The 25,568-nt window shown below is 55.6% G+C and carries 30 protein-coding genes; 19 read left to right on the forward strand and 11 right to left on the reverse strand.

The window, feature by feature from the left end:
* The first annotated feature begins 31 nt into the window (after positions 1-31).
* Positions 32-1,525, forward strand: a complete 1,494-nt coding sequence (locus E3E30_RS01310; RefSeq protein ID WP_167728182.1) for an MFS transporter — start codon at positions 32-34, stop codon at positions 1,523-1,525.
* 20 nt (positions 1,526-1,545) lie between these two features.
* Here the strand turns inward: E3E30_RS01310 and E3E30_RS01315 are convergent, their stop codons facing one another.
* Positions 1,546-2,682, reverse strand: a complete 1,137-nt coding sequence (locus E3E30_RS01315; RefSeq protein WP_167728852.1) for an iron-containing alcohol dehydrogenase — start codon at positions 2,680-2,682, stop codon at positions 1,546-1,548.
* Positions 2,683-2,818: 136 nt separating this feature from the next.
* On the opposite strand from E3E30_RS01315, the gene modA reads away from it, so the two are divergent.
* Genes modA through E3E30_RS01335 form a run of 4 tightly spaced genes read left to right on the forward strand, consistent with a single transcriptional unit; the run spans position 2,819 to position 6,282 of the window.
* A complete protein-coding gene (gene modA / locus E3E30_RS01320; protein ID WP_167728183.1) occupies positions 2,819-3,631 on the forward strand; it encodes a molybdate ABC transporter substrate-binding protein in 813 nt (270 codons plus the stop codon).
* Positions 3,619-4,416, forward strand: a complete 798-nt coding sequence (locus E3E30_RS01325) for an ABC transporter permease (RefSeq protein WP_167728184.1) — start codon at positions 3,619-3,621, stop codon at positions 4,414-4,416. Before modA ends, E3E30_RS01325 begins: the two co-directional genes overlap by 13 nt.
* Positions 4,397-5,452 carry an ATP-binding cassette domain-containing protein gene (locus tag E3E30_RS01330; RefSeq protein ID WP_167728185.1) on the forward strand — a complete coding sequence of 352 codons (1,056 nt, stop codon included), beginning with the start codon at positions 4,397-4,399 and terminating at the stop codon, positions 5,450-5,452. The genes E3E30_RS01325 and E3E30_RS01330 overlap by 20 nt, the downstream gene beginning before the upstream one ends.
* On the forward strand, positions 5,449-6,282 hold the full coding sequence (locus tag E3E30_RS01335) for a nicotinate-nucleotide pyrophosphorylase (protein ID WP_167728186.1): 834 nt from the start codon (positions 5,449-5,451) through the stop codon (positions 6,280-6,282). Before E3E30_RS01330 ends, E3E30_RS01335 begins: the two co-directional genes overlap by 4 nt.
* Here the strand turns inward: E3E30_RS01335 and E3E30_RS01340 are convergent.
* From E3E30_RS01340 to E3E30_RS11405, 3 genes are all read right to left on the reverse strand, one after another.
* Positions 6,251-7,345 (reverse strand): ferrous iron transporter B, encoded by a 1,095-nt coding sequence (locus E3E30_RS01340; RefSeq protein ID WP_167728187.1) that lies wholly within the window; start codon positions 7,343-7,345, stop codon positions 6,251-6,253. The two genes, E3E30_RS01335 and E3E30_RS01340, sit on opposite strands and share 32 nt — an antisense overlap.
* A gap of 176 nt (positions 7,346-7,521) precedes the next feature.
* The gene (locus E3E30_RS01345) at positions 7,522-8,130 is read right to left on the reverse strand and encodes a FeoB small GTPase domain-containing protein (protein WP_167728188.1); all 609 of its coding nucleotides are present in this window, start codon (positions 8,128-8,130) and stop codon (positions 7,522-7,524) included.
* Positions 8,102-8,665: a FeoA domain-containing protein gene (locus E3E30_RS11405; RefSeq protein WP_167728189.1), complete on the reverse strand. Its 564-nt coding sequence runs from the start codon at positions 8,663-8,665 to the stop codon at positions 8,102-8,104. Before E3E30_RS11405 ends, E3E30_RS01345 begins: the two co-directional genes overlap by 29 nt.
* A 154-nt stretch (positions 8,666-8,819) precedes the next feature.
* Here E3E30_RS11405 and E3E30_RS01355 point away from each other — a divergent pair, with 154 nt between their 5' ends.
* Genes E3E30_RS01355 through hisC form a run of 4 tightly spaced genes read left to right on the forward strand, consistent with a single transcriptional unit; the run spans position 8,820 to position 11,853 of the window.
* Complete coding sequence (locus E3E30_RS01355) at positions 8,820-9,569, forward strand: ATPase domain-containing protein (RefSeq protein ID WP_167728190.1); 750 nt, start codon at positions 8,820-8,822, stop codon at positions 9,567-9,569.
* Between the two features lie 10 nt (positions 9,570-9,579).
* Positions 9,580-10,272 (forward strand): hypothetical protein, encoded by a 693-nt coding sequence (locus E3E30_RS01360; RefSeq protein WP_167728191.1) that lies wholly within the window; start codon positions 9,580-9,582, stop codon positions 10,270-10,272.
* Positions 10,269-10,853, forward strand: coding sequence for a regulator of amino acid metabolism, contains ACT domain protein (locus tag E3E30_RS01365; RefSeq protein ID WP_167728192.1), 585 nt, complete (start codon positions 10,269-10,271; stop codon positions 10,851-10,853). Before E3E30_RS01360 ends, E3E30_RS01365 begins: the two co-directional genes overlap by 4 nt.
* Complete coding sequence (gene hisC / locus E3E30_RS01370) at positions 10,840-11,853, forward strand: histidinol-phosphate transaminase (protein WP_167728853.1); 1,014 nt, start codon at positions 10,840-10,842, stop codon at positions 11,851-11,853. The genes E3E30_RS01365 and hisC overlap by 14 nt, the downstream gene beginning before the upstream one ends.
* Here hisC and E3E30_RS01375 read toward each other — a convergent pair.
* Positions 11,850-12,725: an Mrp/NBP35 family ATP-binding protein gene (locus tag E3E30_RS01375; protein ID WP_167728193.1), complete on the reverse strand. Its 876-nt coding sequence runs from the start codon at positions 12,723-12,725 to the stop codon at positions 11,850-11,852. The two genes, hisC and E3E30_RS01375, sit on opposite strands and share 4 nt — an antisense overlap.
* Positions 12,726-12,844: 119 nt before the next feature.
* On the opposite strand from E3E30_RS01375, the gene E3E30_RS01380 reads away from it, so the two are divergent.
* Together E3E30_RS01380 and E3E30_RS01385 are read left to right on the forward strand one after the other, a co-directional pair.
* Positions 12,845-13,033, forward strand: a complete 189-nt coding sequence (locus tag E3E30_RS01380) for a hypothetical protein (protein ID WP_167728019.1) — start codon at positions 12,845-12,847, stop codon at positions 13,031-13,033.
* 25 nt (positions 13,034-13,058) lie between these two features.
* Positions 13,059-13,712, forward strand: a complete 654-nt coding sequence (locus tag E3E30_RS01385) for an MBL fold metallo-hydrolase (RefSeq protein WP_167728194.1) — start codon at positions 13,059-13,061, stop codon at positions 13,710-13,712.
* Here the strand turns inward: E3E30_RS01385 and E3E30_RS01390 are convergent.
* Together E3E30_RS01390 and E3E30_RS01395 are read right to left on the reverse strand one after the other, a co-directional pair.
* Positions 13,699-14,976, reverse strand: a complete 1,278-nt coding sequence (locus E3E30_RS01390; protein ID WP_167728195.1) for an MFS transporter — start codon at positions 14,974-14,976, stop codon at positions 13,699-13,701. The two genes, E3E30_RS01385 and E3E30_RS01390, sit on opposite strands and share 14 nt — an antisense overlap.
* A 39-nt stretch (positions 14,977-15,015) precedes the next feature.
* Complete coding sequence (locus E3E30_RS01395) at positions 15,016-15,177, reverse strand: hypothetical protein (protein WP_167728196.1); 162 nt, start codon at positions 15,175-15,177, stop codon at positions 15,016-15,018.
* 271 nt (positions 15,178-15,448) lie between these two features.
* Here E3E30_RS01395 and E3E30_RS01400 point away from each other — a divergent pair, with 271 nt between their 5' ends.
* From E3E30_RS01400 to E3E30_RS01420, 5 genes are all read left to right on the forward strand, one after another.
* Positions 15,449-16,360 (forward strand): pyridoxal-phosphate dependent enzyme, encoded by a 912-nt coding sequence (locus E3E30_RS01400; RefSeq protein WP_346765883.1) that lies wholly within the window; start codon positions 15,449-15,451, stop codon positions 16,358-16,360.
* A complete protein-coding gene (locus tag E3E30_RS01405; RefSeq protein ID WP_346765884.1) occupies positions 16,344-17,438 on the forward strand; it encodes a DUF1611 domain-containing protein in 1,095 nt (364 codons plus the stop codon). The genes E3E30_RS01400 and E3E30_RS01405 overlap by 17 nt, the downstream gene beginning before the upstream one ends.
* A complete protein-coding gene (locus tag E3E30_RS01410) occupies positions 17,410-18,888 on the forward strand; it encodes a hypothetical protein (protein WP_167728199.1) in 1,479 nt (492 codons plus the stop codon). Before E3E30_RS01405 ends, E3E30_RS01410 begins: the two co-directional genes overlap by 29 nt.
* Complete coding sequence (locus tag E3E30_RS01415; RefSeq protein WP_346765885.1) at positions 18,827-19,345, forward strand: GNAT family N-acetyltransferase; 519 nt, start codon at positions 18,827-18,829, stop codon at positions 19,343-19,345. Before E3E30_RS01410 ends, E3E30_RS01415 begins: the two co-directional genes overlap by 62 nt.
* A 62-nt stretch (positions 19,346-19,407) precedes the next feature.
* Complete coding sequence (locus tag E3E30_RS01420; RefSeq protein ID WP_167728200.1) at positions 19,408-19,698, forward strand: hypothetical protein; 291 nt, start codon at positions 19,408-19,410, stop codon at positions 19,696-19,698.
* A gap of 1 nt (position 19,699) precedes the next feature.
* Here E3E30_RS01420 and mtnA read toward each other — a convergent pair whose 3' ends face one another.
* Positions 19,700-20,773: an S-methyl-5-thioribose-1-phosphate isomerase gene (gene mtnA / locus E3E30_RS01425; protein WP_167728855.1), complete on the reverse strand. Its 1,074-nt coding sequence runs from the start codon at positions 20,771-20,773 to the stop codon at positions 19,700-19,702.
* Between the two features lie 56 nt (positions 20,774-20,829).
* Here mtnA and E3E30_RS01430 point away from each other — a divergent pair, with 56 nt between their 5' ends.
* Positions 20,830-21,360, forward strand: a complete 531-nt coding sequence (locus tag E3E30_RS01430) for an NTPase (protein ID WP_042690458.1) — start codon at positions 20,830-20,832, stop codon at positions 21,358-21,360.
* Here the strand turns inward: E3E30_RS01430 and E3E30_RS01435 are convergent.
* The 3 genes from E3E30_RS01435 to albA all read right to left on the reverse strand — a co-directional run bounded on the left by E3E30_RS01435 (position 21,357) and on the right by albA (position 22,829).
* A complete protein-coding gene (locus tag E3E30_RS01435) occupies positions 21,357-21,881 on the reverse strand; it encodes a CBS domain-containing protein (protein ID WP_167728201.1) in 525 nt (174 codons plus the stop codon). The genes E3E30_RS01430 and E3E30_RS01435 overlap by 4 nt on opposite strands.
* A gap of 39 nt (positions 21,882-21,920) precedes the next feature.
* Positions 21,921-22,478, reverse strand: a complete 558-nt coding sequence (locus tag E3E30_RS01440; RefSeq protein WP_346765886.1) for a helix-turn-helix domain-containing protein — start codon at positions 22,476-22,478, stop codon at positions 21,921-21,923.
* A 75-nt stretch (positions 22,479-22,553) separates the two neighbouring features.
* Positions 22,554-22,829 (reverse strand): DNA-binding protein Alba, encoded by a 276-nt coding sequence (gene albA / locus E3E30_RS01445; RefSeq protein WP_013467275.1) that lies wholly within the window; start codon positions 22,827-22,829, stop codon positions 22,554-22,556.
* A 196-nt stretch (positions 22,830-23,025) separates the two neighbouring features.
* Here albA and purB point away from each other — a divergent pair, with 196 nt between their 5' ends.
* A complete protein-coding gene (gene purB / locus E3E30_RS01450; protein WP_167728857.1) occupies positions 23,026-24,369 on the forward strand; it encodes an adenylosuccinate lyase in 1,344 nt (447 codons plus the stop codon).
* Between the two features lie 723 nt (positions 24,370-25,092).
* A complete protein-coding gene (locus tag E3E30_RS01455; protein ID WP_167728202.1) occupies positions 25,093-25,407 on the forward strand; it encodes a hypothetical protein in 315 nt (104 codons plus the stop codon).
* Positions 25,408-25,568: the final 161 nt, after the last annotated feature.

Here is a 25,568-nt window from a genome sequence, read left to right on the forward strand (position 1 = left end):
GATATATCGTTCGACATATCGGTGAAGAGATATGAACGTCACGAGGAACGGCGAAACCTATGACCTCAGCTATGCGAAGAAGGCCACGCTCGTCGTGGTTCTCCTCCCGCTCCTCGTCATGTACACGGAGGCGATGCTAACTCCCGCTCTGCCAACGATTCAGAAGGAGTTCGCGATAAACCCCAACGACGTCAGCTGGGTTCTCACAATCTACCTCCTCGTCGGAACGGTCAGCGTCGCAGTTTTTGGAAAGCTAGGAGACATGTACGGCAAGAAGAAAATGTTTCTCGTTGCCCTCGGCTTCTACACCCTCGGCGTCATACTCAACGGCTTTGCCCCAAGTTTCCGCTGGTTGCTCTTCAGCAGGGCAATCCAGGGCTTTGGAATGGCAATATTCCCGCTCGCCTTCAGCCTCGTTCGTGAGGAGTTCCCGCCCGAGATGGTGCCCCAGGTTCAGGGAATGATAAGTGCGATGTTCGGCGTCGGTATGGTCATAGCCCTCCCGCTCGGAGCTTACGTTACCCAGCACTGGGGCTGGCGCTGGACCTACCACTCGGCGGCGCCATTCGCCGTGTTGATGTTCATCCTCGCGTGGAAGATACTCCGCGAGAGCAGATACATCAACCCCGGAAAGCTCGACTGGCAGGGCGCTCTGCTCCTCGTCTGGGCTGTCGTTCCGGCACTCGTCGCGGTAACGCGCGCCCCGAACGTCGGCTGGACCGCAAAAGAAACCCTTGCCCTCTTCGCGGTCTCGATAGTCGGCGCGGTCCTGCTCGCCCTCTGGGAGAAACGCGCGGAGAACCCTCTGATTCCCCTTGACATCGTGACATCTCGCAATCCTGCCATAGTGAACCTCGGAATCATGTTCGCGGCCTTCGGAATCTCGATGATGAGCCAGGCGAACACCTACATCTTCCAGATGAAGCCCCCGTACGGCTTCGGCAAGAGCATACTCGACAGCGGTCTGCTCATGACTCCAATGGCGGGCGTCATGCTCGTAATAGCCCCCCTTGCCGGAAAGATAATGCCGAAGGTCGGTGCAAAGCCGCTCGCGATAACTGGAGCGCTCATCGCGAGCTCGGGCCTCGCCGTTCTGGCGAAGTACGCCCCCGAATTCCCGCCGAACCACCTCTGGGCTTTCGTGGCGATGATAACCTACGTTGGCGCGGGAATAACGCTGATGAACATCTCATTCATCAACGTCCTCGTCTTCAGCGTCCCGCAGAGGGTCATGGGCGTCGCGACCGGTGCCAACAGTCTCTTCAGGAACTTCGGTTCGACGTGGGGGCCGGCCATCGCTGGAACCGTCATGAGCACCTACTACACCCTCTTCCACCCGCCAGGCGCCCCTTCGTGGGTCAAGATAAAGATACCGACGACGAAGGCCTACGAGGTGCTCTTCGGAACCTCCGCCGGAATCTACCTCTTCCTGGCGATACTAAGCCTGGCCATAGTAGAGGTTATGAAGGGCGGAAAGATTCGCGAGGTCGAGAACGGGAGAGAAAAGGAAGTGGAAGTTGGCTGAACTCTGCTTTTCTTCCCCCTTTAATCTCCCCTGAAGGCCTTCAAATACAGCTCCCTTATCTCCTCGGGCTTCGCCTCGACCGGGTTGAAGGCCAAGAGGCCGTCGCGGTAGGCCTTCTCGGCCATCTCGTCGAGCCTCGCCATAAATGTCTCTTCATCAACGAGCTTGCTCAGCTTCGGAACGCCCGTCCTCTCGTTGAGCTCCCTGACGGCATCAACCAGCGCCCTCCAGTCCTTCAGTCCGAGCTCCCTCGCTATCTCGTCGTAGCGCCTCCTTGCGTAGTCGCTTTTGCCCGCGTTGAACTCCATGACGTAGGGCAGGAATATCGCGTTCAGCAGTCCGTGCGGGCCTATCCATGCTGCCTTGTGGCTCATCGCGTGGCAAAGACCGAGGCGCGCGTTGAGGAAGGCTATCCCCGCCATCGTCGAAGCGTAGTGCATCTTTTCGCGCGCTTCCTCGTCGCCCTCGAGGCTCCTCTCGAGGTAGCCGAAGACGGTCTTTATTGCCTTGATAGCCATCGCGTCGCTGAAGTCGTTGGCGACCTTCGTGGTGTAGGCCTCTATTCCGTGGACGAGGACGTCTAACCCAGAATTCCTCGCCACTTCCCTCGGCATTGTCATCGGCAGGCGGGGGTCAAGTATCGCAACCTCAGGCGCTATCTCGGGCGTAACGATGTTGTACTTGATTCCTCCCTTCTTCAGAACGCTCGCTCCGGAGACCTCGCTTCCGGCACCGCTCGTCGAGGGAATCGCTATGAGTTTCGTCTTCAGCTTAGGGACAGGTTTGGGCTTTGAAAAGCGGTCCATGAAGGCTATCTCCTCAAAGTTCAGCCCCGGAGCATCGTAGAAGACCTTCAACGCTTTCGTCGTGTCTATCACGCTTCCACCGCCGAGTGCTATCAGCAGGTCTGGCTTAAACTCCCTCACCTTCGGCAGGAACTCCTCTATCGTTTCCACGCTCGGCTCCGCCGGAAGGCCGGCTATGGACAGAACATCCGCTCCCGCTTCCCTAACGTAGTCCTCTGCCTCGCTCAGGAAGCCGTGCTTTTTCATCGAGTTGCTGGCCAGAATAAGGACCTTCTCGTGTCCGCTCGCCTCCTTCCTGAGCTTCTCAAGAGAACCTTTGCCCTCAATGATTCTCGTCTTGAGCCAGAACATCGCCACCACCGGACTAAGTTCGCGGGAGTCCTTTTAACGGTCTCGCAGGGTTGGAAAACACTTTCATTTACAGAAAACTCTTTTGTTTACGCAAACGTTTAAATTCGAATCCCGAACCTCCTTTTCGGGTGGTCTAATGAAGGGTGTTACAGGTATTGTCTTGGTTTTGCTACTCCTGGGAGCCGTTGTCGGCGCGGGCTGTATAGCCTCGGGAAGTCACCACGGGAGCGAAAAACCCTTCTCGGGTCAAACCGTCGTCGTCTGCTCTGGAGCCGGCCTGATGAAGCCCATGAACGAGCTGATAAGCCTCTTCGAGAACGAGACCGGCGCGAAGGTCGAGGTGCACTACGGCGGGAGCAGTGAAATCTTCGGCGTCCTTCAGACGACATGCGGTTGCGACGTCTTCATCCCCGGGGCCTGGTACTACACCGAGCAGGCCATGAAGAAAGGGTACATCCTCAACGACACCGTCATCAACGTTACGGAGCACGTCCCGGTCATAGCTGTTCCAAAGGGCAACCCGAAAGGGATTCACTCCCTCGAAGACCTCGCGAAGCCCGGCGTTAGAGTCGTCCTCGGAGACCCGAAGGCAACTGCAATCGGCAAGGTCTCGAAGAAAATCCTCGAAAAGAACGGCCTCTGGGAGAACGTGAGTAAAAACGTGGTGGTCTTTACCCCGACGGTCAACCAGCTTCTCATCTACATCGCCACCGGGCAGGCGGACGCGGCGATAATCTGGGAGGACATGGTGACGTGGGCTCAGTCAAAGGGCAAAATCGAGGTGGTTCAGATACCGCGCGAGCAGAACTCGATTAAAACCATCCCAACCGCCGTGACGACCTGCGCCGAAAAGGACGGCCACCTCGCCGTCGCGAAGGCCTTCAACGAGTTCGTAGCTAATCACACGGAAATCTGGGAGAAGTGGGGGTTCAGGCCATGGAAGGGCTGAGCTTCAGGAGAGTCACGATTGCGGTCGCGTTCATCTTCACGTTTTTCCTTTTCGTGGCGATAGCGACGCTCTTCTTCGTGCCGAGGCCCCACGAAATCCTTGAGGCGCTGAAGTCGGAGGAGATGGTCTACTCGCTCAAGCTCTCGCTCATAACGGCATCGGTCTCAACGGTTCTCGTCATCCTCGTGGGAATACCGATAGGCTACGCCCTCTCACGCTTCGACTTTCCTGGAAAGAGCGCGGTCAAGTCAGTCCTCGACCTGCCGATGGCCTTCCCGGAGCTCGTCCTCGGTCTCGCTCTGCTCCTCCTCTTCGGTAGAACTGCCCTCGGGGAAGCCCTCAGCGACCTTGGGGTAAAGGTTGTCTTCACGAAGCTCGGCATCGTCGTGGCCCAGTTCTTCACGGCACTCCCCTACGCCGTCAGGGTAATCTACACGACGTTTGAGGAGATAAGCCCGCGCTACGAGCTCGTCGCGAGGAGCTTAGGTTACTCTGAGTTCGAGACCTTCAGGAAGGTGACGCTCCCGATGGCCAAGAACGGCCTCTTCGCCTCGACCATAATCTCGTTCGCGCGCTCGATGGGTGCCTTCGGTGCCGTGCTCATCTTAGCTGGCGGGAGCTACATGAACACCGAGATACTGCCGGTGACGCTCTACCTGAACATCTCCTACGGCAACATCGGCATGGCAATAACGAGCGGCATAGTGCTTGTCGTCGTCTCGTTCCTCGCGATACTCCTCTTCGAGAGGCTGGAGGGTGGAGAGCATGGCCCTGTTAGAGGTTGAGAACCTGAGCATAGACCTCGGGGACTTCCACCTCAGGGACGTCTCGCTCTCGGTCGAGGAGAACGACTACCTCACCGTCATCGGGCCGACAGGGGCCGGAAAATCCGTCCTCCTTGAGGCGATAGCCGGCTTTTACCCCCTCCTCTCAGGAAGGGTAATCCTCGAGGGGCGCGACATCACCAACGAGCCGCCCGAGCGGAGGGGGATAAGCATAGTCTACCAGGACTACATGCTCTTCCCGCACATGAGCGTCTTCGACAACATAGCGTTCGGGCTGAGGAAGAAGGGCCTCCCGCGGGGAGAAATTGAGAGGGAGGTCCGCTCAATAGCTGAGGAGCTCCACATAGGCCACATCCTCCACAGGAAGCCCGGGACGCTGAGCGGCGGTGAGCAGCAGAGGGTTGCACTCGCAAGGGCCCTAATCGTCGGGCCAAAGGTCCTCCTGATGGACGAGCCTTTCTCCGCCCTCGACTCGAAGACGAGGGAAAAGCTCCGCTCCCTCGTGAAGTCCGTCATCGAGGAGCACGGCACGACGGTAATCCACGTCACCCACGACTTCGAGGACGTCTTTGCCTTGGCAAAGCACGTCGCGGTGATGAGAGACGGGAGAATAGTCCAGTTTGGAACGCCGGAGGAGGTCTTTTCGCGGCCCGGCGACGAGTTCATAGCGAGCTTCGTCGGGACGAACCTGCTCAGGGGGCGCGTTGAAGGCCTTCACGACGGCCTGACGGCTGTTAGGGTCGGGGACGTAATCCTCTACACCGCTGATGAGGCGGAAGGGGAAGCCACGCTCTCGCTCAGGCCCGAGGAGATAATACTCGCCAGGGAGCCCGGGGAATGCTCTGCTCAGAACGTTGTCCCCGTTGAGATAGTGGAGATGGAGAGGCGCGGCCAGCTCGTCTGGCTTTCGCTCGTCTCAGACGGCCTCTCGCTCCGCGCGGTTGTCACACCGAACGCCGTCGAGCTGCTCAAGATAAGGCCCGGTGAAAGGTTCTACGCCCTCTTCAAAGCGAGCGCTCTGAGGGTGGTGAAATGAACCCTCTGAGGCTCTTCGAGCTATACCTCGACGAGGACTGTCCCTACTTCGACGAGACGACCGAGCTGCTCGGCATTGAGGGGAAGGGAGAGCTGAGGATAATCTCAAGGGAGCCTGGGGTTTCAGCGTGCACGGAGGAGCTCTCCGCTTTTTTATCCTCCCTTGGACTTGAGACCGGCTTCATCCCGAGCGGAAGAACTTTCGATGCAGGCTCGGCAATCCTCTCGGCGAGGGGAGACCTGAGAACGCTCTTCCGGGTCTGGCGCGTGAGCCAGACGTTCCTCTCGCTGACCTGCGCGATAGCGACCGAGACGAGAAAGCTCGTCGAGCTCGCGAGGAAAGTAAATCCCAACGTCATCATCGCGACGACGCGCAAGACTCACCCTGGGATGCGCTACTTCGAGCTGAAAGCCGTTAAAGCCGGCGGCGGAGGAATCCACAGGAACTCGCTCAGCGACTCCGTTCTGATAACCGGGAACCACCTCCGCGTTGTTGAGGGGCTCGAAGGGCTTGGAGACCTTAAAACCCTCAGAAAAGTCGAGCTGGAGCCGGGCACTGCCGAGGAAGCCATGAAGTACGCCAAGACTGCTGACCTTCTCCTCCTCGACCACCTCTCACCGGAGGAGCTTGAGGACCTCGTGCCGAGACTTAGGGAGCTCAACCCCTCGCTTGAGATAGCAGTCGCGGGCAACATAAACGCCGATAACATCGCCGACTACGCCCGCCTGGCCGATGTCATAGTGACGAGCGTTCCCTACTACGCCAGGCCCCTCGACCTGACAACCAAAATTGAAAGGATTAAAGGAGGAGCGAGACGAGCCTCGCTATGAGCCCTGCCCAGAGCATGCCATAGGCGAGGGTTGCAACCTCTATTGCCACCGCCCTTTTTATTCCAAATTCCCTGACGAGCATTGAAAAGGCAATTATGCAGGGTATCTGGAACGTCGAGGCGAGTCCGAACGTGAAGAGCTGGAGTGGAGTCATGACGGACGAAAAATCCGTTGTCCCCAAGGCATTGGCAAGCATTGCAGGGACGAGGTCTTTCTGGAGAAAGCCGTAAACCAGCGGGATTATGGTCTCCTCCGGAATGTGAAGCCAGCCCACGGTCAGGAAGCGGAACGGGCCAACTATGGGCTCAACGAGGTTGTAGTATGCGACTACCCCGTAAACCATGCCTCCCGCTATGAGGAGGGGTATCACTACGTAAACGAAGTCCGCCATTCTGACCCACGCTTTAACGAGCATGTTCCTCAGGAGCGGCCTTCTGTACGGCGGAAGTTCCTCGATGAGGAAGTGCTCTTCTTGGGGGATAACAACGTTAAGAAGCTTTGCCGTGATGATGAACACAAAGAATGCCGCCACGTAGATTCCGATGGCATAGACGGCCCCCGTGTAGTGGCCAACGACGCCGAAGATTATCCCGCTCCTTGAGGAGCACGGTACGGTCATGTAGAGGATTGCAACCTTCAGCCGGTCCCTAAAGTTAGGGAGAACCCTTGTCGCCCTTATAGCTGGAACCGTACATCCAAAGCCGAGCATAATGGGTATCACGGCCTTTCCGGGCAGCCCAAGCTTTCCCATCAGTCTATCGAGTACTACTATGAACCTTGCCAGGATCCCGCTATCTTCGAGCAGTGCAAGGATTATGTAAAAGATTCCTACGTATGGAACGGCAACACTGATTCCAGCAGATAGTCCAACGAGCGCGTTTTCAACAACGAGCCTCACAAGGTAACTCTGGCCTGAGAGCCATGGCTGAATCGCCTTGAGAAGTCCCTCAAAGTAACCTCCAAGGGCGTCCTGAAGCCATCCGCCCATGTACAGGAGAGACGCAAAAATTCCTCCAAAAACGGAGAGGGTGAACAGGAGTCCCCATAGGGTGCTGTTTATCACGAGCTCGTCAAACCAGTTCAGCCTGAAGTTCCCCGCGGTTATCCTCTCAACCCTCCCCGCGAGCAGGGAGGCGTATCCCGCCCTCGTAACGAGTACGTCCCTCTCGATGTTGGGGTGTTCTCTCCTGAAGTGTTCTTTAATCTCAATGAGCTCTGGAAAGCCAAAGAGTTCCTCGGCTACGGGGTCACCTTCGACGAGTTTGACCGCAATACCCTCCTTGAGAGTTTTCCCTCGTATTTCAATCTCTTCATGACCTCTGCTATGGCAATTTCTATATGGTCGTCATAGCTGAAGGTATAGCGGGATGGTTTTGCCTCGTCCAGTCTCTCAACGAGCTCTTTCAGGTTCCTCTTTACGGGGTTTATGTTTACAACGGGAACCCCGAGGATTCTCTCAAGCATGTCGCGATTTATCAGGATGCCCCTCTTTTCGGCCTCCTCCCAGAAGTTGAGCGCAACAATCATCGGAACACCCAGTTCTGCGAGCTGAAGGGTAATAATCAGCCCCCTTTCCAGGGCGGTTGCGTCAATAACCTGAATGACAAAATCGTAGTCGCCCTCCAGAATTATCCCGTCCGTGACCTTTTCTTCCTCGCTCGAGGGGGTTAAGCTGTACACGCCGGGGGTGTCTATGAAAGTGAACTTTCTCCCGCCTATCACGGCCTCTCCCGTGCTTACATCGACGGTCGTTCCAGGGTAGTTTGAGATTATGACCTTTGCCCCGGTAAGGGCGTTGAGAAGGCTTGATTTTCCGACGTTAGGCTGGCCCACGAGGAGAACCTTCATCGGTGATTACCCCCTTGATTTTTTCAGCGACATTTCTGTCGATAACTACCACCCTTCCCCCAGTTTCAAGGACGTAAACGTTGCCAGACCTGACAACCCTGAACCTTGTCCCCGGAATCAGACCAACCCCCATAAGCCTTGCGATTACCTTTGGGTTCTCAATGTCCATGAAAACCATAACCCCTTCGGTTCCCTCTTTGAATTCCGTTAGGGGCTTTGCTCTGCCTGCCTTTTCCAGATAACTAATCCTGTCCCCCATATGCTCAAGCGAATGGGCCGTGCTGTGACCGAAGAGTTTCTCCACTGTCCGATGGTAGTTGTAAATAACCTCCGCCGCTCTTTCTCCCTCTCTAGTGAGAATTATTCTATCACCTTCAGCCTTGGCGAGACCCTTCTTTTCAAGCTCCTTCACTGCTTCCCTGACTTCCTCCTTTGTAACCCCGCTGTCCACCACGATATCTTCAACAGTCGGGGGTGACCCTTTCTCCTTTGCGAGTCTGAGGATGTCTTCCATCAGAATTTCTATCCACTTCATCTTCCCTCCCCCGGTTAGGTTGCCCTAACGGATTTTAAGCATTTGGGCATTCCCGTCTATGAATTATACATTTTTGTGGCGCAAGGTTTAAAGTTCGTGTAATTCACCACGCACATGGAATTAGGTTAGCCTAACCTAATTGGGGGGTGGTGCCATGCTTGTGAGGCTCGGGATTCCCTGGATTGAGGAAGTACTCCCCAAGGGGTTTCCGGCGAACACATCAACACTCGTCAGCGGGCCTGGCGGTTCAGGGAAGCCCCTAATCGGCTACATCTTCGCCTCCGGCTGGCTCAAAAACGGTGGGGCGGTCGTCTTCCTCCTCACGAGCACGACAGTTGAATACCTTCAGAACACGATGAGGCTCCTCGGTGCGAGCCTTGAGCGGTACAGGAGAAGGGTCTTCTTCGTTGAGCTCGACCCGACGATTGAGGGAATCGAACTCCTCTCCGACAACCACATCAGGGCCAACTTTGTGAAACCCAACGTCTGGGACGAGGCTATAGCGCTTGGAAGCGTCTACCTCAGCAACTCCCATCCGCCCTTAGGCACCATGGTGGTAGGCTCCGCGCTGAACCTGCTCTTCTTCTCGCCGACCTATGGAAGGGCCATCCACGAAAAGATTAAGGGGGCACTGAGCGTTGATAAAACGAAGACGTATTTCCTGACCGTGAACACCGACGTCTTCAGGGACATGGTGGAGGAGCTGGAGAAGGTAGCCGACAACCTCATGTTCAGCAGGATGGAGAAGCCGATGAGGCTCTTCCTGAGGGTCGAGCGGGTGAAAGGCGCTCCCTTCGAGCGGAAAGAAATCGAGGTTCCTCTCTCGAAGGAAATCCTTGAGGAGATTAGGAAGGAAGCGGAGAGGGGCAAGAAGAACCTGATTCCCGCTATAAAGAAGCTGTGAGGTGAGAACCATGAGGTTTACCTTTGAAGGTTTTGAGTTTGAGCTTCCCGCTTTTACCCTTCTCTCGGGACCTATGGCCGCTGCAAAGCCCCTCTTCGCTCAAAAGTTCATCGTTGAGTTCCTCAAGACTCACAGGGACTTTAAAGTGCTCTACTTTGCAACGAGTTCTCCTGTCTGTGGTGTGTTGAGAAACCTTCGCGTCTTTGGGGCTGGTGATGATGAGCTCTCGAGGATAACCTTCCTGGACTATCAGCCTTCCTGCGAGGAACTCCAGAGGGCGGATTCTGGTTACTACATTGGCAACTTTTCAGAGCCAGAACAGCTCAATGCCGCACTGGAAATGGTCGATGAGAAGACCATAATCGTAATCCCCTCCTTCACACTCCTCCTGATAGGGAGCGGGGAAAAGGAAAGGCTTGTCGAGGTTCTCCTTGAGAAACTGTTAGGGGGGATTACCTCATTTGTGGCAGTGAATTCAGCCATGTTTGAGGAGCACAACAGGAAACTCGCCGAGAACGCGGACAACGTCCTTGAGTTTTTCAAGAGAGGCGAAGAGGTCTTCATCAAACCCGTGAAGTTCAAAGGCGTTGCCCCTGAAAGTCCGGTTCCATTCAGGTTCCCGCGTGAGATGTTCGAGGGGACCAAAAAGGAGGTCGCCGAGAGAACCGCGAGGATAATCCGGGAGAAGAAGGTGGGAGCATGATTCTAATCGACGAGTACTTCAGGAACTATCCAGCGAGGAAGAAGGTTGCCGAGTTCCTTCTCAGAACCGGAGTTAGTGTCCGCGATGGCTCTTTTTACCTTGAGGGTGCTGAACTGTCCCCTGGCTCAATGGCGAAGGCCCTCGGAGTCAACAGAAAGGTTGTTTACCTGACCGCCGAGACAATCGAGTTTTCAAAGGCCCTTAGCATTCTCTTCCAGAACCTGAGACCTGGGTTACGGGTGGAAGCGATTGCACCGGTGATGGGCTGGGAGGCCCTTCAGATTGAAGTGAGTGGCTCCCCTGGAGAAGTCCTCAAAAACGTGCTCGGGAAAATAACCGCGGAGGGAAACGACGTCATAGCGGTTGACCTCCGGAACCTGCCAGGGGAAAGGGCTCACCTTTCTATAGTCCTTGAGAGGCCGCTGGGCGGAAGAACCCTTCAGGAAATCGGAAGAATTCCTGGAGTGACGAGAATCCTCGTGAAAACTCCCGAGCGGGACAAAACAAAGCTCGTCTGCACCTTCTGTGAGGTTAGATACTGCCCGAAAAAGATAAGCGGTGGTGGTAATGTGGAGGATTAGAAAAAACGTGCTGAACCTTCCCTCATGGGAGCCCGTTGGGGAGCCAGAAGTGAGAATCCGCCTCGACAGGAACGAGAGCCCCTTTGACCTGCCGCACGGCCTCAAGAGGGAGCTCTTCTCAGAGCTCTCGCGGATTCCCCTGAACCGCTATCCTCCGGCTTTTCCCACCGACGTCGAGGCGAAAATCGCCGAAGCCCTTGGATTAAGCCCCGAAAACGTCATGCTCGCCAACGGGAGCGACGAGCTGATAGGCCTAATCCTCAAGCTCTTCGAGGGCGACCGGGTAGTGATAAGCTCGCCGACGTTCGGGATGTACTCCTTCTTCGCGGCCATCGAGGGGCTGAAGGTTGAGGACGTCCCCCTCGGCGAAAACTTCGAGCTCGGTAACATTGAGGCCCACGCGGAGAACGCTAGGGCCGTCTTCATTTGCTCTCCCAATAATCCGACGGGGAACATCCAGCCCCGGAAGAGGATTATCGAAGTGCTTGAGACGGGGGCGCCTGTGGTGCTCGACGAGGCCTATGCCGAGTTCTCGCGGGAGAGTAGCACTGGCCTCGTGAAGGACTACGACAACCTGATAGTCCTCAGAACGTTCTCGAAGGCCTTCGGCCTTGCCGGGGCGAGGCTCGGCTACGCGGTGGCGAGTGAAGAAACCATGGAGCAGCTCAGGAAGCTCCGGCCCCCGTTCAGCGTGAACTCGCTCTCCCTCGCGACAGCCGACTTCATGCTCAACCATCTCGACTACGTGAGGAAAATCATCCGCTACATCGTCTCGGAGCGCGAGAGGCTCTACCATGCCCTCAGGCCTTACGCCTACCCGAGCGAGGCGAACTTCCTCTTGGTAAGGCTCGACGCCCATGACTTTCTCCTTGAGCGCGGGATTGCGGTTAAAAAGCTCTCCGGAAGGCTTGAGGGGCACGTTAGAATAACGGTCGGAAGGAAAGAAGAGAACGACGTTCTCTTGAACGCCCTCACCGAGTTTATCGAGGAGTGCCTTTAGTCGGAGCTCTTCTCTTTCATTTCCTTCAGCCTGCCAACGAGTTCCTCGGTTATTTCTTCGAATGCCTTCGCCGCAGGGGTGTCTCCGTAGAGGACTATTGGAATGCCAGCGTCACTCGCCTCCCTCGTCTTGAGGTCTATCGGTATCTCACCGAGGAAGTCAACGCCCTCCTTCTCGGCGAGCTTCTTACCCCCGCCCCTGCCGAAGACGTCTATTTCATTGCCGCAGTACGGGCAGATTAGGTAGCTCATGTTCTCAATCACGGCGATGTAGGGGACATTCATTTTCTTCATGAAGTTAACGGCCTTTCCAGTGTCAAGCAAAGCGACTTCCTGCGGAGTCGTAACGATAACTGCCGCGTCGAGCTCGATACTCTGGACAACGGTGAGTATCTCATCGCCGGTCCCCGGTGGGAAGTCCACCACAAAGAAATCGAGCTCGCCCCACTTGACGTCACCGAGCAGCTGCCAGATGGCCTTGGTAACCAAAGGCCCGCGCCAGATTACCGGCTGGTCTTCTCCGACGAGGAAGCCCATTGTCATGACCTTTATTGGAGCAGTTCTTCCATTAAAGTCAGTCTCAGGAGGAAGCATCTCAAAGCGCCCGTCTTCGAGCCTCTCCGCCAGAACTTCAACGTTCTCCAGCCCCATCATCTTGGCGACGTCGGGCCCATGAATGTCAGCGTCGAGCAAACCAACGCGGAAGCCCTTCTTCGCGAGGGCAGTTGCAAGGTTCACCGCGACTGTGCTCTTTCCGACCCCACCCTTACCGCTCAGAACCGCAACCTTGTATCTCCAGCGCGATTCCTTGGCTTTAATCTTTTCTTTTATGCTCTGGAGGGCTTTAAGTGCATCTTTCCTCCCAACTCCCATGGACCACCACCGAAATGCGCTCTTCTGTGCCCACGATAAACCTTTCGGTTATTGAACCGCAAGTTATACTCAAAATTGTCCAATAAGGGTTTTAATCCCTTTGTGCATATGCACAGTTGGTGGTCGCCATGCCGAGGTGGGGGCGCAGAAGGGGGTTTGGCAGGGGCTGGAGGTTTGCCCGCTGGTTGCCCTGGCCGGGGAGAGGGCCCTTCAGCTACCTGCCGCCATGGCAGAGGCCGGGATGGGCGTATAGATGGGGATACGGTGTGAGGAGGCCTTACCTATACTGGTATTACCCCTACTACTGACGTTTTTCTTTTTGGAGGTGGCCCCATGAGGCTCGTAATCCTAAACGACAACGCTCCCGGGGAGGGGTTTATCAACGACTGGGGCTGGAGCGTCCTCGTCGAGGGAAAGAACCGCTTCCTCTTCGATGCCGACACGAGGGGAGAAGTTCTCCTCCACAACGCTGAACTCCTAGGCGTTCCTTTGACGAACCTCGACTTCGCGGTTCTCAGCCACTGGCACTACGACCACTACGGCGGCTTTCCGCTGATTGGAGGGCTGAACCCCGGGATAAGGCTCTACACTCCACCGGCGGATAGTTTTCCGGACTGGGGCTTTAATATAATTCCCGTTACAGGCGAGGGGGAGCTCGCCCCTGGTGTCTGGACTTCTGGAGTTATCGACTTCGAGCAGGCGATTGGGGTTGAGACAAACTCCGGTCTCGTCGTCATAGTCGGCTGCTCTCACCCGGGCGTGGACAGGCTCACCAGGGCGGTTCTTGAGGTCTCTGGCTATGAAAAAGCGCACCTCGTAATCGGTGGCTTTCACTATCCGTCCAGAAAGACCCTCGATAGGCTTGCCGAGATGACGGAGTTCATAGCCCCCGCCCACTGCTCGGGCGAGGAGGCAAAGGCCTACGTGCGGAGAAAGTATCCTGGGAAGTTCGTGGCAGTGAGGACGGGAAGCGTTATCGAGCTTTAGCCTTCGGACGGACTATGGGAAGGAGCGAGAGAAAGAGGAAGACGGACGCGAGGGTAAAATTGCCGGCAAAGCCGAGCAGTGAAACGACGAAACCACTCGTCAGGTTGCCGGCTATGGCCCCGAGGGAGCTCACGAGGTTGTAGGCTCCTATCAGCGTTCCCTTCTTTTCGGGCGGGGCGAGGCGGGAGATTACGGCGGTCGTTGATATGCCGATGAATGCCCACGTGTAGCCCGCGAGGAAGTAGGATACGAAGGCGAGAATCGGGAAGAGGGGCCCCTTGGTGGGCGTTGCAACGGCGAGCAGGAGGAACGCGAGTCCCCTGAGGATAAGACCGAACCTGAGTGTTCCGTAACCACCCCTCTCCCTAACGCGCCTCCCCACGCGGGTGTACATGTAGGCCGAGATTGAGGAGTTCCCTATGCTCATCAGGTAGAGCACCGAGGCCCCGAAGCCCCTTGCCTTCAGCAGGACGGGGAACTGGGTGAAGTAGAGCATGGCCCCAAACCAGAAGAGGAGGGCCGAGATATAGAGTCTTCCAAAACCGCAGGTGGAGAACCTTGGGAGGTGCGTTATAAAGTTCGGGAGGTAGCGGAACTTTTCGACGACGTAGCCCGCGTAGACCCCGAGGACTTTTCTGTCGAGGTGAAGCGGGACCTCCCTTATCGTCCGCATTCCCCACGGGACGGAGAGCAGACCGGTTAGACCAAGAACGGCGAAAATCCACCTGATGGGGAGCAGGTGGGACAGGATGAAGCCAATCACGAGCCCGAGCACCCACGCCCAGCCACCTATTTCGTTGAACCTCCCTATGGCGTAGTCCCAGTCCTCAAGGCGGAAGACCTTGGTTATTATGAGGACGGGAATCGGGACGGTCGCGGCTATGAAGAAGGTGTAGATTGCGTTTGCGAAAACCACCGATGGAATGCTCCCCGCGAGGGCGAACAGAAATGTCGACAGCGCCGTCCCGAGGAAACCGAGTATCAGGAAGACCTTCCGCCTGTTGAGCCTGTCGCTGAGCTTTCCCCAGAAGAGGCCACCGAGCATCGAGGACAGACTTCCGACCGCGTTCACGAGGCCGACTTCCCTCGGGCCACCACCGAGCTCCATTGTGAGGAGGGGAATCAGGGGAGCCGCTCCGCCGGTTGAGACCTTGAATGGGATGAAGGAGTAAAACCACCTCTCCGGATTCGGCCGGTGTCTCATCTGGCTCCTTCTCTCAAGCTTCTTCAGGTTCGTTCTTTTGCGTTTCTGACTGACCGCCATGGGCGCGGGAGAAAAGGAGAGGGTTTAAAAACCTAACCCTCAGTCCTCGTCGTCATCCCAGCTCCAGTCCTCTTCTTCGTCCTCCCAGTCTTCCTCGTATTCGTCGAAGTCCTCGTAGGCGTCCTCGACGCTCTCGAGGGGGTCAAACTCCTCCTCTTCCTCCTCAACCTTGGGCTGAACCTTCTTCCTCGGCGGATACATCTCAACCACCTCGCCCCGCTCAGGGGCACTCTACGGTTGGTTAAAGGGTTAAAAACTTTTCTTTTCCATTTTCACGGCAATTATTCGGTTTTCTAAAATTTTTAACTGTTGAGAACAAAGTTCGGCCTCAAAAACGGCCTCACCTGGGAGAAAGGTTTATATACCATTGCCCAACCCGATGATGCCCCATTCCAAATATCGGGGGAATTCAACAATGGAAGCCATAAAAACAGCCCGTTCCGAATCTTACAGGTCCAAAGAAGGCCTTTCAGTGAGTGAATCCGAGGCAGGTGAGGGGCCCGGCGGCCTCGGCAGACTCTTCCGCGCCACGGTTTTGGAAGAGCTCCTTGGCGTTAGAGAGCTCTACGTCGACTACGAGGGCGTCAACCCAACCGGGACCCACAAGGACAGGATTGCCCTTGCCCACGTTGGTGAGGCCGTTAAACGCGGTTTTCCGGGGATAACTGTCGGCACGTGCGGCAACTATGGCGTGGCAATAGCCTATTACTCCGCCCTCGCGGGCTTGAAAGCGGTGATATTTGTCCCTAAAGGCTACACCCTCGAAAGGCTTCCCGAGATGAAAGCCATGAGCGCAGAGGTCATCGAGGTTCCGGGCACCTACGAGGAGGCCGTCAGGGCCAGCAGGGCCTTCGCGAGGGAAAACGGATTCTACGACGCCAACCCGGGGAGCAACCGCGCCGTTGACATAAGGGCCTACTCCGAGATGGCCCTCTGGATTGCGTCAAGGGTAAACCCCACCGCGGTCTTCGTGCCCCTCGGCAACGGGACGACGATGGCAGGCCTCTGGGAGGGGTTTAAGGCTGTCGGTCTGGCTCCGAGGATGGTCGGCGTGACCACCGCTTTTGGCAACGAAATCCTGAGGAGGTTCTACGGTGGAAGCCCCGACTTCGCGGAGACTGAACTCAACGAGCCCCTCGTTTCGGAGAGGTCCTTCGATGCAGATGGAGCACTGAAAGCCGTCCGCGAGTCAAACGGCTACGTCTTCGGATTCGCCGACGACACCGCCCTGAGGTGTGCCGAGCTGATGCGCGTCGCGGCAGGGATAAGACCCCTTCCCGCGTCGGCTTTAGTGCTGGCCGGTCTCGTGAAGTTCGTGAGGAAATTTAACCTGAGGAACGGACGGTTCGTCCTCGTCGTCACTGGGGGTGTCCGGGTTGGATGAGGCGCTAATCCTTACCGAGGGGCGCTATCTAACGACCGACGGAAAGACCGCCCACGGCCTCGTCCGCTATTCAAAGAGGTTCAAAATCGTGGGGCTGATAGATTCAACGCTCGCGGGAAAGGACGCAGGTGAGGTCCTCGACGGAATAAGGCGCGGAATCCCGATATACGCCTCTTTAGGGGAGGCGCTCCACGAAAACCCGAACGCGAAGTGGCTCATCATCGGCGTCGCAACTCCGGGAGGAAAACTGCCTGAGAACTACCGGAAAATCGTTGAGAATGCAATAAAGAACGGCCTCGGCGTTGTGAACGGCCTCCACGAGTTCCTGAGCGACGACCCCTACTTTAAGCACCTTGCGAGGCGCTACGGCGTGGAGATAGTTGACGTGAGGAAGATTTTCTACAACACGAGGATTCCCTTCACTGGGAAGATAGCGGAGGTTAAAGCGGTAAAGGTGGCTGTCCTCGGAACGGACGCGGCGATAGGAAAGAGAACCGTTGCGATAATGCTCCACGAGGCGTTCAAAGAGCTCGGCTTAAAGAGCGAGTTCATAGCGATGGGCCAGACCGGCTGGATGCAGGGCTTCAGATACGCTATAGTCACGGACTCGATAATAGACGACTTCGTGCCGGGGGCGATAGAGGACGTCTTCTACCGCGCCTGGGTTGAGGAAAGGCCCGACGTAATTGTAACTCACGGCGAGGGCTCGCTCCTCCATCCGGCATTCCCCGGCGGCTTTGACCTGATTGCCGCGGCGAGACCCGACTTCATCGTCCTCCAGCACGCCCCCGCGAGGAAGACCTTCGACGACTTTCCCGAATTCAGGATTCCCCCGCTTGAAGTTTACATCCAACTCATAGAGCTCCTCAGCGGGAAGAAGCCCGTGGCGATAACGATTAACTCCTCCGGCCTGAGCGAGGATGAGGCCCTTGAGTGGGCGAGGAGGATAGAGACCGAGACCGGGATTATGACGCGCGTCCCCTTCCTCCAGGGGGTCGGCGATATAGCGAGGCTTATCCTGCGGCTCTCCAAGCGGGAGGTGACGGGCCGTGAGCCTGCCAGAGCTGAAGTGCTTTGACTACATCGCCATAGAGCGGCCGAGGATTTCTTCGAGGCGCATCAAAGCGCGCTACGTCCTCGGAATTGACGGCGAGGAAAAGGGCTACGAGCTCGTCCACTCCTACCGCGAGAGGATTCCTAAGATAGAAGCCTTTGCCAAGCTCATGAGCATCGTCCCAGCTATAAACTACGGCCTCTTCACGCCCGAAATTCGGTTCGAGTTCACCCTCGATAGCAGGGACATGAGGTTCTTCGAGGACATGATGCGCGTGACCGCGAGAGATATCTTCGTGAACAGAATCGCGAATCCGAGCGAGTTCCTAAGGCAGGAGTTCGTGCCAAAGGAGATAAAGCCCGAGATGGCCGAGCCGATGGCGAAGCTAACTCCAGAGGGAATCGAGGAAGAGGAAATAGACTTCGAGCCCGACTACTCCCGCTGTGCGGTCATGCTCAGCGGTGGGAAGGAAAGCCTTTTGACCTACGGCCTCATGAAGGAGCTCGGCTGCGAGGTTTACCCGTTCTTCTACAACGAATCCGGTGCCCACTGGCGCGTTGCGGTTCCTGCATACCGCTGGTTCGAAAAGAATGAACCGAATACACGGAAAGTCTGGAGCAACGCCGACAGGCTCTACACCTTCATAGAGCGGAACATGAGAATCCTGCACGGCGTCGGGAGGAGAAAGAGGGCCGAGGTTTATCCAATCAGGCTGTTCTTCTTCGAGGGCTACGCCTTCGCCTTCCTGCCTCTGCTCTACAAGTACGGCATCGGCAACCTGCTCTTCGGCAACGAGTACGACGACCCCCGCTCCTATGAACCGTTCCACGGGATAGAGCACTACAACGCCACCTACGACCAGAGCCAGGACTTCGAGCTCTACATGACGCGCTGGTTCGCCGAGAGGGGCCTTAAAATCCGCCAGTGGTCGGCGGTGAGGCCTTTGACGGGTCTCATAGTGGAGAGAATTCTCCACAGCCGCTATCCAGAACTCTTCGCCCTCCAGAGGAGCTGTCACTCGGTCCACAGGGAGGGCAACGACTACGTTCCCTGCGGAACCTGCTTCAAGTGCAACGGAATCCTTACCTTCCTGCTCGCCAACGGCATCAATCCGAGGTTGATTAAGTACAGGGACTGGCACATAGTCACGCTCCCTGAAAGGCTGAGGAAGGGCCTCGTAAGGCTCGACCGCGATGAGCTCGAACACTCGCTCTACCTAATAAAGCGCCGCTTTCCCAACTTCCCGCTCGATGGAAAGCCCCACTGGCACGTGGAGATGGTGCACTTCGACGGGAAAAGCTCAAGGATTGATGCAATTCCCCAGGAGTTCAGAGAAAAACTCTACTCGATTTTTGAAGGCTACACGAGGGGTTACGCCTACCTGAAGGGGAACAAATGGGTGAGGATAACGCGTGAGGAGGCTGTCAGGGGTGTTCCTGGGGAAGAAACCGAAGGAAAAGCTCCCGCCGATTGAAGAGACGGCGAGGGACTTCAAAGTGGTTGACGGCGAGTCCTACCTCGACGAAATCTTCGAGTACGACATGGATGTCAGCAGGGGCTTTTCAAGGGCGGAACTGAGCGATGAGGACTACGTCTCCGCCTACTCAAGGGTTATAAACCGCCTCTTGGCTCATGGTGAGCACAAGTTTTTTGTTGCGGTGGACCCCTACGGGAGGTACCTCGGCCACGTCTGGGTCTGCATCATGGAGGACACCGTTGACTTCGTGCCAACGGCATACATCCTTGACGTCGAGACGAAAATTAGTGGCCTCGGCATCGGCTCGGCGCTCCTCGAAAGGGCCGAGGACTGGGCGAGGAAGAAAGGAGCCCCAAAGGTCTCGCTCCGCGTCGAGCTCGACAACCCTGCCTTGAACTGGTACAGGCGCAGGGGCTACCGCGAGAGGGCCTTCATCCTCGAAAAGGAACTTTAACCTCCCGTTTTCAACCCTCCGTTCAAAAAAGGCCTTTAAGTTTCCCCTTCGCACTACCTTCGATGCTCGTCAGGGGAGAGGTCGTCGGAAAGAACGGCACCGCCCGTTTTGAAGTCAGGAAGGAAAAAGGAAGCGTAACGCTCAGGGCGGAGTTTCCTGACGGAGAACCGCTCGACTACTCCGTTGACTGTCCATGCCTCGAACCTCTTGAGCTCGTTGACCTTCTCCTGCCGGCCTTCGAGGAGCGCCTCGGCGAAATAGAGGGTGTTTTTGTGGAAGAGGTGGTTGAGGGGAAAAGGTCTGTTCTGGGGAGGATTAGGAAGTTGCTTGGGAAAATAAAGGGAAAAGAATAGCTCATTCCTGCCCCCTGAACAACTTCTTCAGGTTCCTCTCAAACGGCGGGTAGACGACGCCCCTGTCGGTTATTATTCCTGTAAGATACCTGTGCGGTGTGACGTCGAAGGCCGGGTTGTAGACGTCTACATCTGGGGCGATTCTGCAACCGCCACAGGTTAAGACTTCCTCCGGCTTCCGCTCTTCAATCGGTATCTCCTTCCCGCTCTTCAGGCTCATGTCTATCGTCGAGAGCGGTGCCACCGTGAAGAACGGTATCCCGTGCTCCTTCGCGAGAACCGCCAGGGTGTAGGTGCCTATCTTGTTGGCGAAGTCACCGTTGGCCACTATCCTGTCTGCGCCGACTATTATCGCGTCAACCTTTCCCTGCTGCATCACGAAGCCGGCCATGTTGTCCGTTATCAGTTTCAGCGGAATTCCATCGTAGTGGTACTCCCAGGCGGAAAGCCTGGCCCCCTGGAGGACGGGCCTCGTCTCGTCCACCCAGAGAAGTCTGAGAGTTCCGTCCTTGTTCATCACGCGCAGAACGGCCCCAACGGTCCCGAGCTGGACCGTAGCCAGGCTCCCCGCGTTGCAGTGCGTTAAAACGTTGCCCTCGGGTAAGGCCTCTGCCCCGTAGTGGCCCATCCTGAGGTTCGCCTCAACGTCTTCGTCCGCTATCCTCTGCGCCTCGGCAACTATGAGCTTCCTTATTTCCTCCAGAGAACTCTCGGCGTTCTCCTCGACGAGCTTCTTAATCCTGTTGAGCGCCCAGAAGAGGTTTACGGCGGTGGGGCGCGTGTTCCTCAGCCGGTCGTAGGCCTTGTAAAAGCCGTCCATGAACTCGTCCTTGGTTCTGGCTTTACTCGTGTCCGCGTAGAGGGCAAGACCGAAAGCAGCCGCCGCTCCAATGGCCGGAGCACCGCGCACCTTCATCGTGATAATCGCCTCGGCGACCTCATCAACGGTTCTCAGCTCGATGTTCTTGAACTCCCTCGGCAGAAGCGTCTGGTCAATCATGATAACCTTTCCCGTCTCGTAGCGAACGCTCCTCGGGAGCCTCGTTAGTTCTTCAGGTTTATACCTTATCTCCACAGCGACCACCCCAAAGGGTTTAAGGGAGGAACTTAAAGCTCCTTCGGTGATGAAAAATGGTCAGGGTTTTCGTGACCGGCCCGGCAGGGGTTGGGAAGACGACGCTCGTAGAGAGGGTCGCAAGGGAAGTCGAGAGATGGGGCTACATCGTTGGGGGCATGATAACGAAAGAGGTAAGGCGAAACGGAAGGAGAATAGGCTTCAAAATCATCGCCCTCGACACCGGTGAGGAGGGAACGCTCGCGAGCCTGCGCGGAACGTCTCACTTGCCCGGGGTTCCCTTCGGAAAGTACGTCGTCCACGTTGATGAGCTTGAGCGAGTAGGGGTGTCGGCAATAAGGCGTGCGCTGGTCGAGGCGGATTTGGTTGTAATAGACGAAATCGGCCCGATGGAGTACAAGAGCGACGAGTTCGTGAAGGTCGTCGGCGAGGTGCTGAACTCGGACAAACCCCTTCTGGCGGTTGTCCACAGGAGGATGATTGACAAGTTCAGGCCCCTTGGAAAGACCCACGTTCTGAGCGTTGAGAACAGGAACAGGGAGTTCGGAATAATCCTCGATGAGATAATGAGAGAGCTGAGGGGCTAAAGGTTGAGGCTGTCCTTACAGCTCTCGCAAATCCACCTTTCCTGGCCCTCTATGTAGACCTTGTAGAGCGGGCCGTACTGACCGCAGAGCTCGCAGATTCCGTAAACCTCGGTCTCCTCAACGGTTTCCTCTTCCTCCTCGTTGTTCATGCTGTTGAGGGCTGCCAGCAGGTCCGCCGCGGTAACGAAACCAAGGGGCTTTCCAAGGCGCGTTACGAGGAGCCTCCTTATACCCTTCTCCATCATCTTGTCTATTGCATCGCTTATGTCGTAGTCGTCCTCAATCGTTATCGGGTTCCTCGTCATGACTTCGTGCACCTTGACGGTCTTAGGGTCGCGTCCCTTCGCAACGACCTTGTCGAGGATGTCGCGGTCGGTGATGACCCCAACTATCTCGTCGTCGTCCACGACAACGGCGCTCCCAACCTTGTGTCTTGAGAGTATCCTTGCAACCCTCTCGATGGTGTCGTCGGGCTTCACAATCACTGCCTTTCTCTTGACCACCTGTCCCACGGCCATCATTGGAATCTCACCCCACGAGTTGGGGTTGATTTGAGTTTCTTAAAAACGTTTCTTAAGAAACCACCCTGCGGAAATTACGATGACGAACGTCATTATCGCGAGTAGGGCGGGAACGTAATCCCCCGAGTGACCGGTCCTGCTTGTCGTCTCGGCCGAGAACATTTTAATTGTCCCCGTCCCGCTACTCCTCTCAGACGACAACATTTTCTCCGCGGCCCAGTAGACGAGTGCGGAAAGCCCCGTTGCAACCGAGAGGGTTATGACGCGCAGTTTGTCCAACGGTGACGTTCTCCGCTCGGCTGGGCGCGGGAGCAGTAGAATCGGCCGGCCCGATGCTCGGTAGAGCTTTACCTCTTGCAATCTTTTGCCGTACTTTTTCCCGGCCACTTCAACGAGACCCACGCGGAGAAGTTTGTCAAGATGGTATGAAACTGTGGATATGGGCATGTCGAGCTCCTTCGCAATCTCGCTCATCGAGAGCTCACGCTCGCGGAGAAGCCTCAGAATGGCCATCGCCCTTTCGTTGGCGAGAACCTGCGCGAGCTCGCGAACCCGCTCATCTGTAACGTCTATGGTCTCGTACTCCAACGGGCCCACCAGAAGGGGTACGGGGCGGTGCTATTAAACTTTGCTTCTCAGAAGAAACCCGAAGGAAAAGGAAAGGGGTTAAATTCACGGCTTCTCGAGGATAATCTCGATGGTCGAGGTGTTGGCGGTCCTGCCGTCGGCAGTCGGGAGCTCCTCGGTGCCTATCTTGATTTCCTTGACCCTGACCTCGGGGAGGAACCTGTTCCTGACAATCTCGGCGACGTCAACGGCCCTGCTGATAGCCCTACCGCGAGCCTTGATGCTGACCTCCTTAGCGCCCTCGTTGAACTGGGTTATCACGGCGAGGACGTAGTTCATAACCGGCTTCTTTCCGATGTAGACGACGTGCTCCTCAGCCATTTCTGGCACCTCCGGAAGTTTTGTCATCAGCCTATCGCGGGCATAGGGTTAAATACTTTTCGGTTCTATCTGTGGGAAGGGCTTTTTAAGTGGCGAGCGCATCTCAAAAACGCTCGTTTGCCCGGCCGATATTGACGTATGATTGTCAAAAGAAAACGTTTTAACATCCAAAATAATCACGAGAATGGTGATTGGAATGGCGGTTCACCCGATTGACTACCGCTATGGGAGCGAGGAAATGAGGCGCATCTGGGACGAGGAGAACAAGCTTCAAAAGCTTCTCGACGTTGAGGCTGCTCTGGCGAGGGCCCACGCGAAGCTCGGCAACATTCCCGAGGAGAGCGCTAGAGTAATATCCGAGAGGGCCAGCACTGAGTGGGTGAAACTCGAACGCGTCAAGGAGATAGAGGCGGAGATACACCACGATATAATGGCCGTCGTCAAGGCCTTAAGCGAGGTCTGCGGTGAGCACGGGAAGTACGTCCACCTCGGCGCGACCTCCAACGACATAATCGACACCGCCAACGCGCTCCTCATAAAGGAGAGCCTTGAGCTCATCGAGCGCTACCTTAGGGAGCTCCGCGACGTGCTAATGAAGCTCGCCGAGGAGCACAGGTACACCGTCTGCATAGGCAGAACCCACGGACAGCACGCGGTTCCAACGACCTACGGCATGAAGTTCGCCCTCTGGCTCGACGAGGTTCAGAGACACCTTGAGAGGCTTGAAGAGCTCAAGAAGCGCGTCCTTGTTGGCAAGATGCGCGGTGCCGTTGGAACCGCTGCTTCCTTCGGGGGGAAGGCCCTTGAGATTGAAAGGCTCGTCATGGAGGACCTTGGCCTTAAGCCAGCGCTGATAACCAACCAGCTCGTTCCGAGGGACTTATACGCAGAGCTGATGATGTTTTTGGCCTTGGTTGCATCAACCCTCGATAAAATCGGCCTTGAAATCAGAAACCTCCAGAGGACGGAAATCCTAGAGGTCAGCGAGCCCTTCGGAAAGAAGCAGGTTGGTTCTTCGACGATGCCCCACAAGAGGAACCCGATAAGGACGGAGAAGGTCTGCGGTCTGGCGAGGGTTCTTTATTCCAACGTTATTCCCGCGCTTCTCAACAACCCGCTGTGGCACGAGAGGGACCTTACGAACTCCTCGGTCGAGCGCGTTATCCTTCCCGAGAGCTTCGTTCTCCTTGACGAGATGCTCCGCGTCACAATCCGCGTTCTCAAGGGGCTGGAGTTCTTCCCGGAGAACATCGAGCGCAACCTCTACCTGACGAAGAACCTCATCATGGCCGAACCGCTGATGCTGAAGCTTGCCGAGAGGGGCATGGGCAGGCAGGAGGCCCACGAGCTCGTTAGGCAATTGGCCATGAAGGCCTTTGAGGAGGGAAGGGACTTCCTTGAGGTCGTGAAGGAGAGCGAGGAAGTTAGGAAGTACCTGAGCGAGGAAGATTTAGCCTCGCTGAGACCCGAGAATTACATCGGTGTTGCTCCTCAGATAGTTGACAACGTGCTCCGCCACATCCGTGAGCGTTCTCTCTGATTCCTTCATTTTTACCACAAACTCTCTTGATTCTTGGGAGGGTGTTTACTGTTTATGTTCTTATTATGTTTTATGACTCTTTTGGTAATTTTATTATTCTCATCAGCATTTTTATAACGCTCTAATTTTAGTTAGTTTTTTCTAATTTTAAAAGGGAATTAAAACCTCTATATCAAGTAAATTTTCACATATAAAAAGTTTTATAAAATCCAAAGAATCTACTTATTTGGTGGGTAAAATGCTGGCCGAAATATTTGGCCACCTATCCCGCTTGCTCTTGCAGGGAAATCACACGTGGTGAAGCCCGCATCAATTCCAATTTTTCCCATTACAATTCATCGTGGTCAATAATATGGTCAACGTCTGGAAGGCTTAGATTTGTGCGGGGAACATAGAGAACACGGGGGTGCCTTTGCTGTTCACCTTTAGATATGAGTGGCAATACTGAAATACTCTTCATGCGTTTCTCATGCTAATGCACTTTTCTGCTCGTTGGTTTGAGATATAATGTACCTTATATCTAAAAACATTGAATAAAAATATGCATTGCCAATCGTGCTCAATTAAAGAGCATCAACCTATATCAAGCATTATTCCAGGTAACTTACCTCGTTACTTGCACCCCTCTGTCAAGAAGTTAAACGCCTGGGCGAGCTCACCGGTTCGGTCTATATCCTCTACAGACTCGACTACGAAAAATTCTTCGTATATGGGGGAGTTGAGATGGGCGAGTACAAACACCTTGGCCCCCTGGCGTGGGAGATTATCACGGCAAGGCTTGGAGAAGTTTTATTCGTAAAGAACCGCACCAGGCCTTTCTTCAAGGAGAACCCCCGCACAGGTGAGGTTGAGCTTGTCATTCCACTTAAGTCTCTGAATCGGCTGGAGAGGGAAGTCCTGAAAGCGGTTGGGTATTCCCCCCAGCCTGTGCGGGTTGGAGATGGCGTCGTCATTGCGTTCGTTATACCTGCAAATGAAGGGATTGCAATTGACCCCCACCTGCCCGAGCTAATCCTTAAAGCGTATCACGGTTCTTGATTTGAGAATAAGAATATCTTCTTTTTTGTTTATTGTTTCATATTTTCAACTTTTTCTTGTAGATTTCCTTTCGAATTTAATCTTTTTAAGTTGTATTTAGTTTATTATTTTTCAAAGAGAATTTTTAACTTAACTTTAACGATTTTTATTTACGACTTTTT

Origin of the sequence: Thermococcus sp. 9N3 (assembly GCF_012027685.1) — an archaeon.
Classification (GTDB): Archaea; Methanobacteriota_B; Thermococci; order Thermococcales; family Thermococcaceae; genus Thermococcus; species Thermococcus nautili.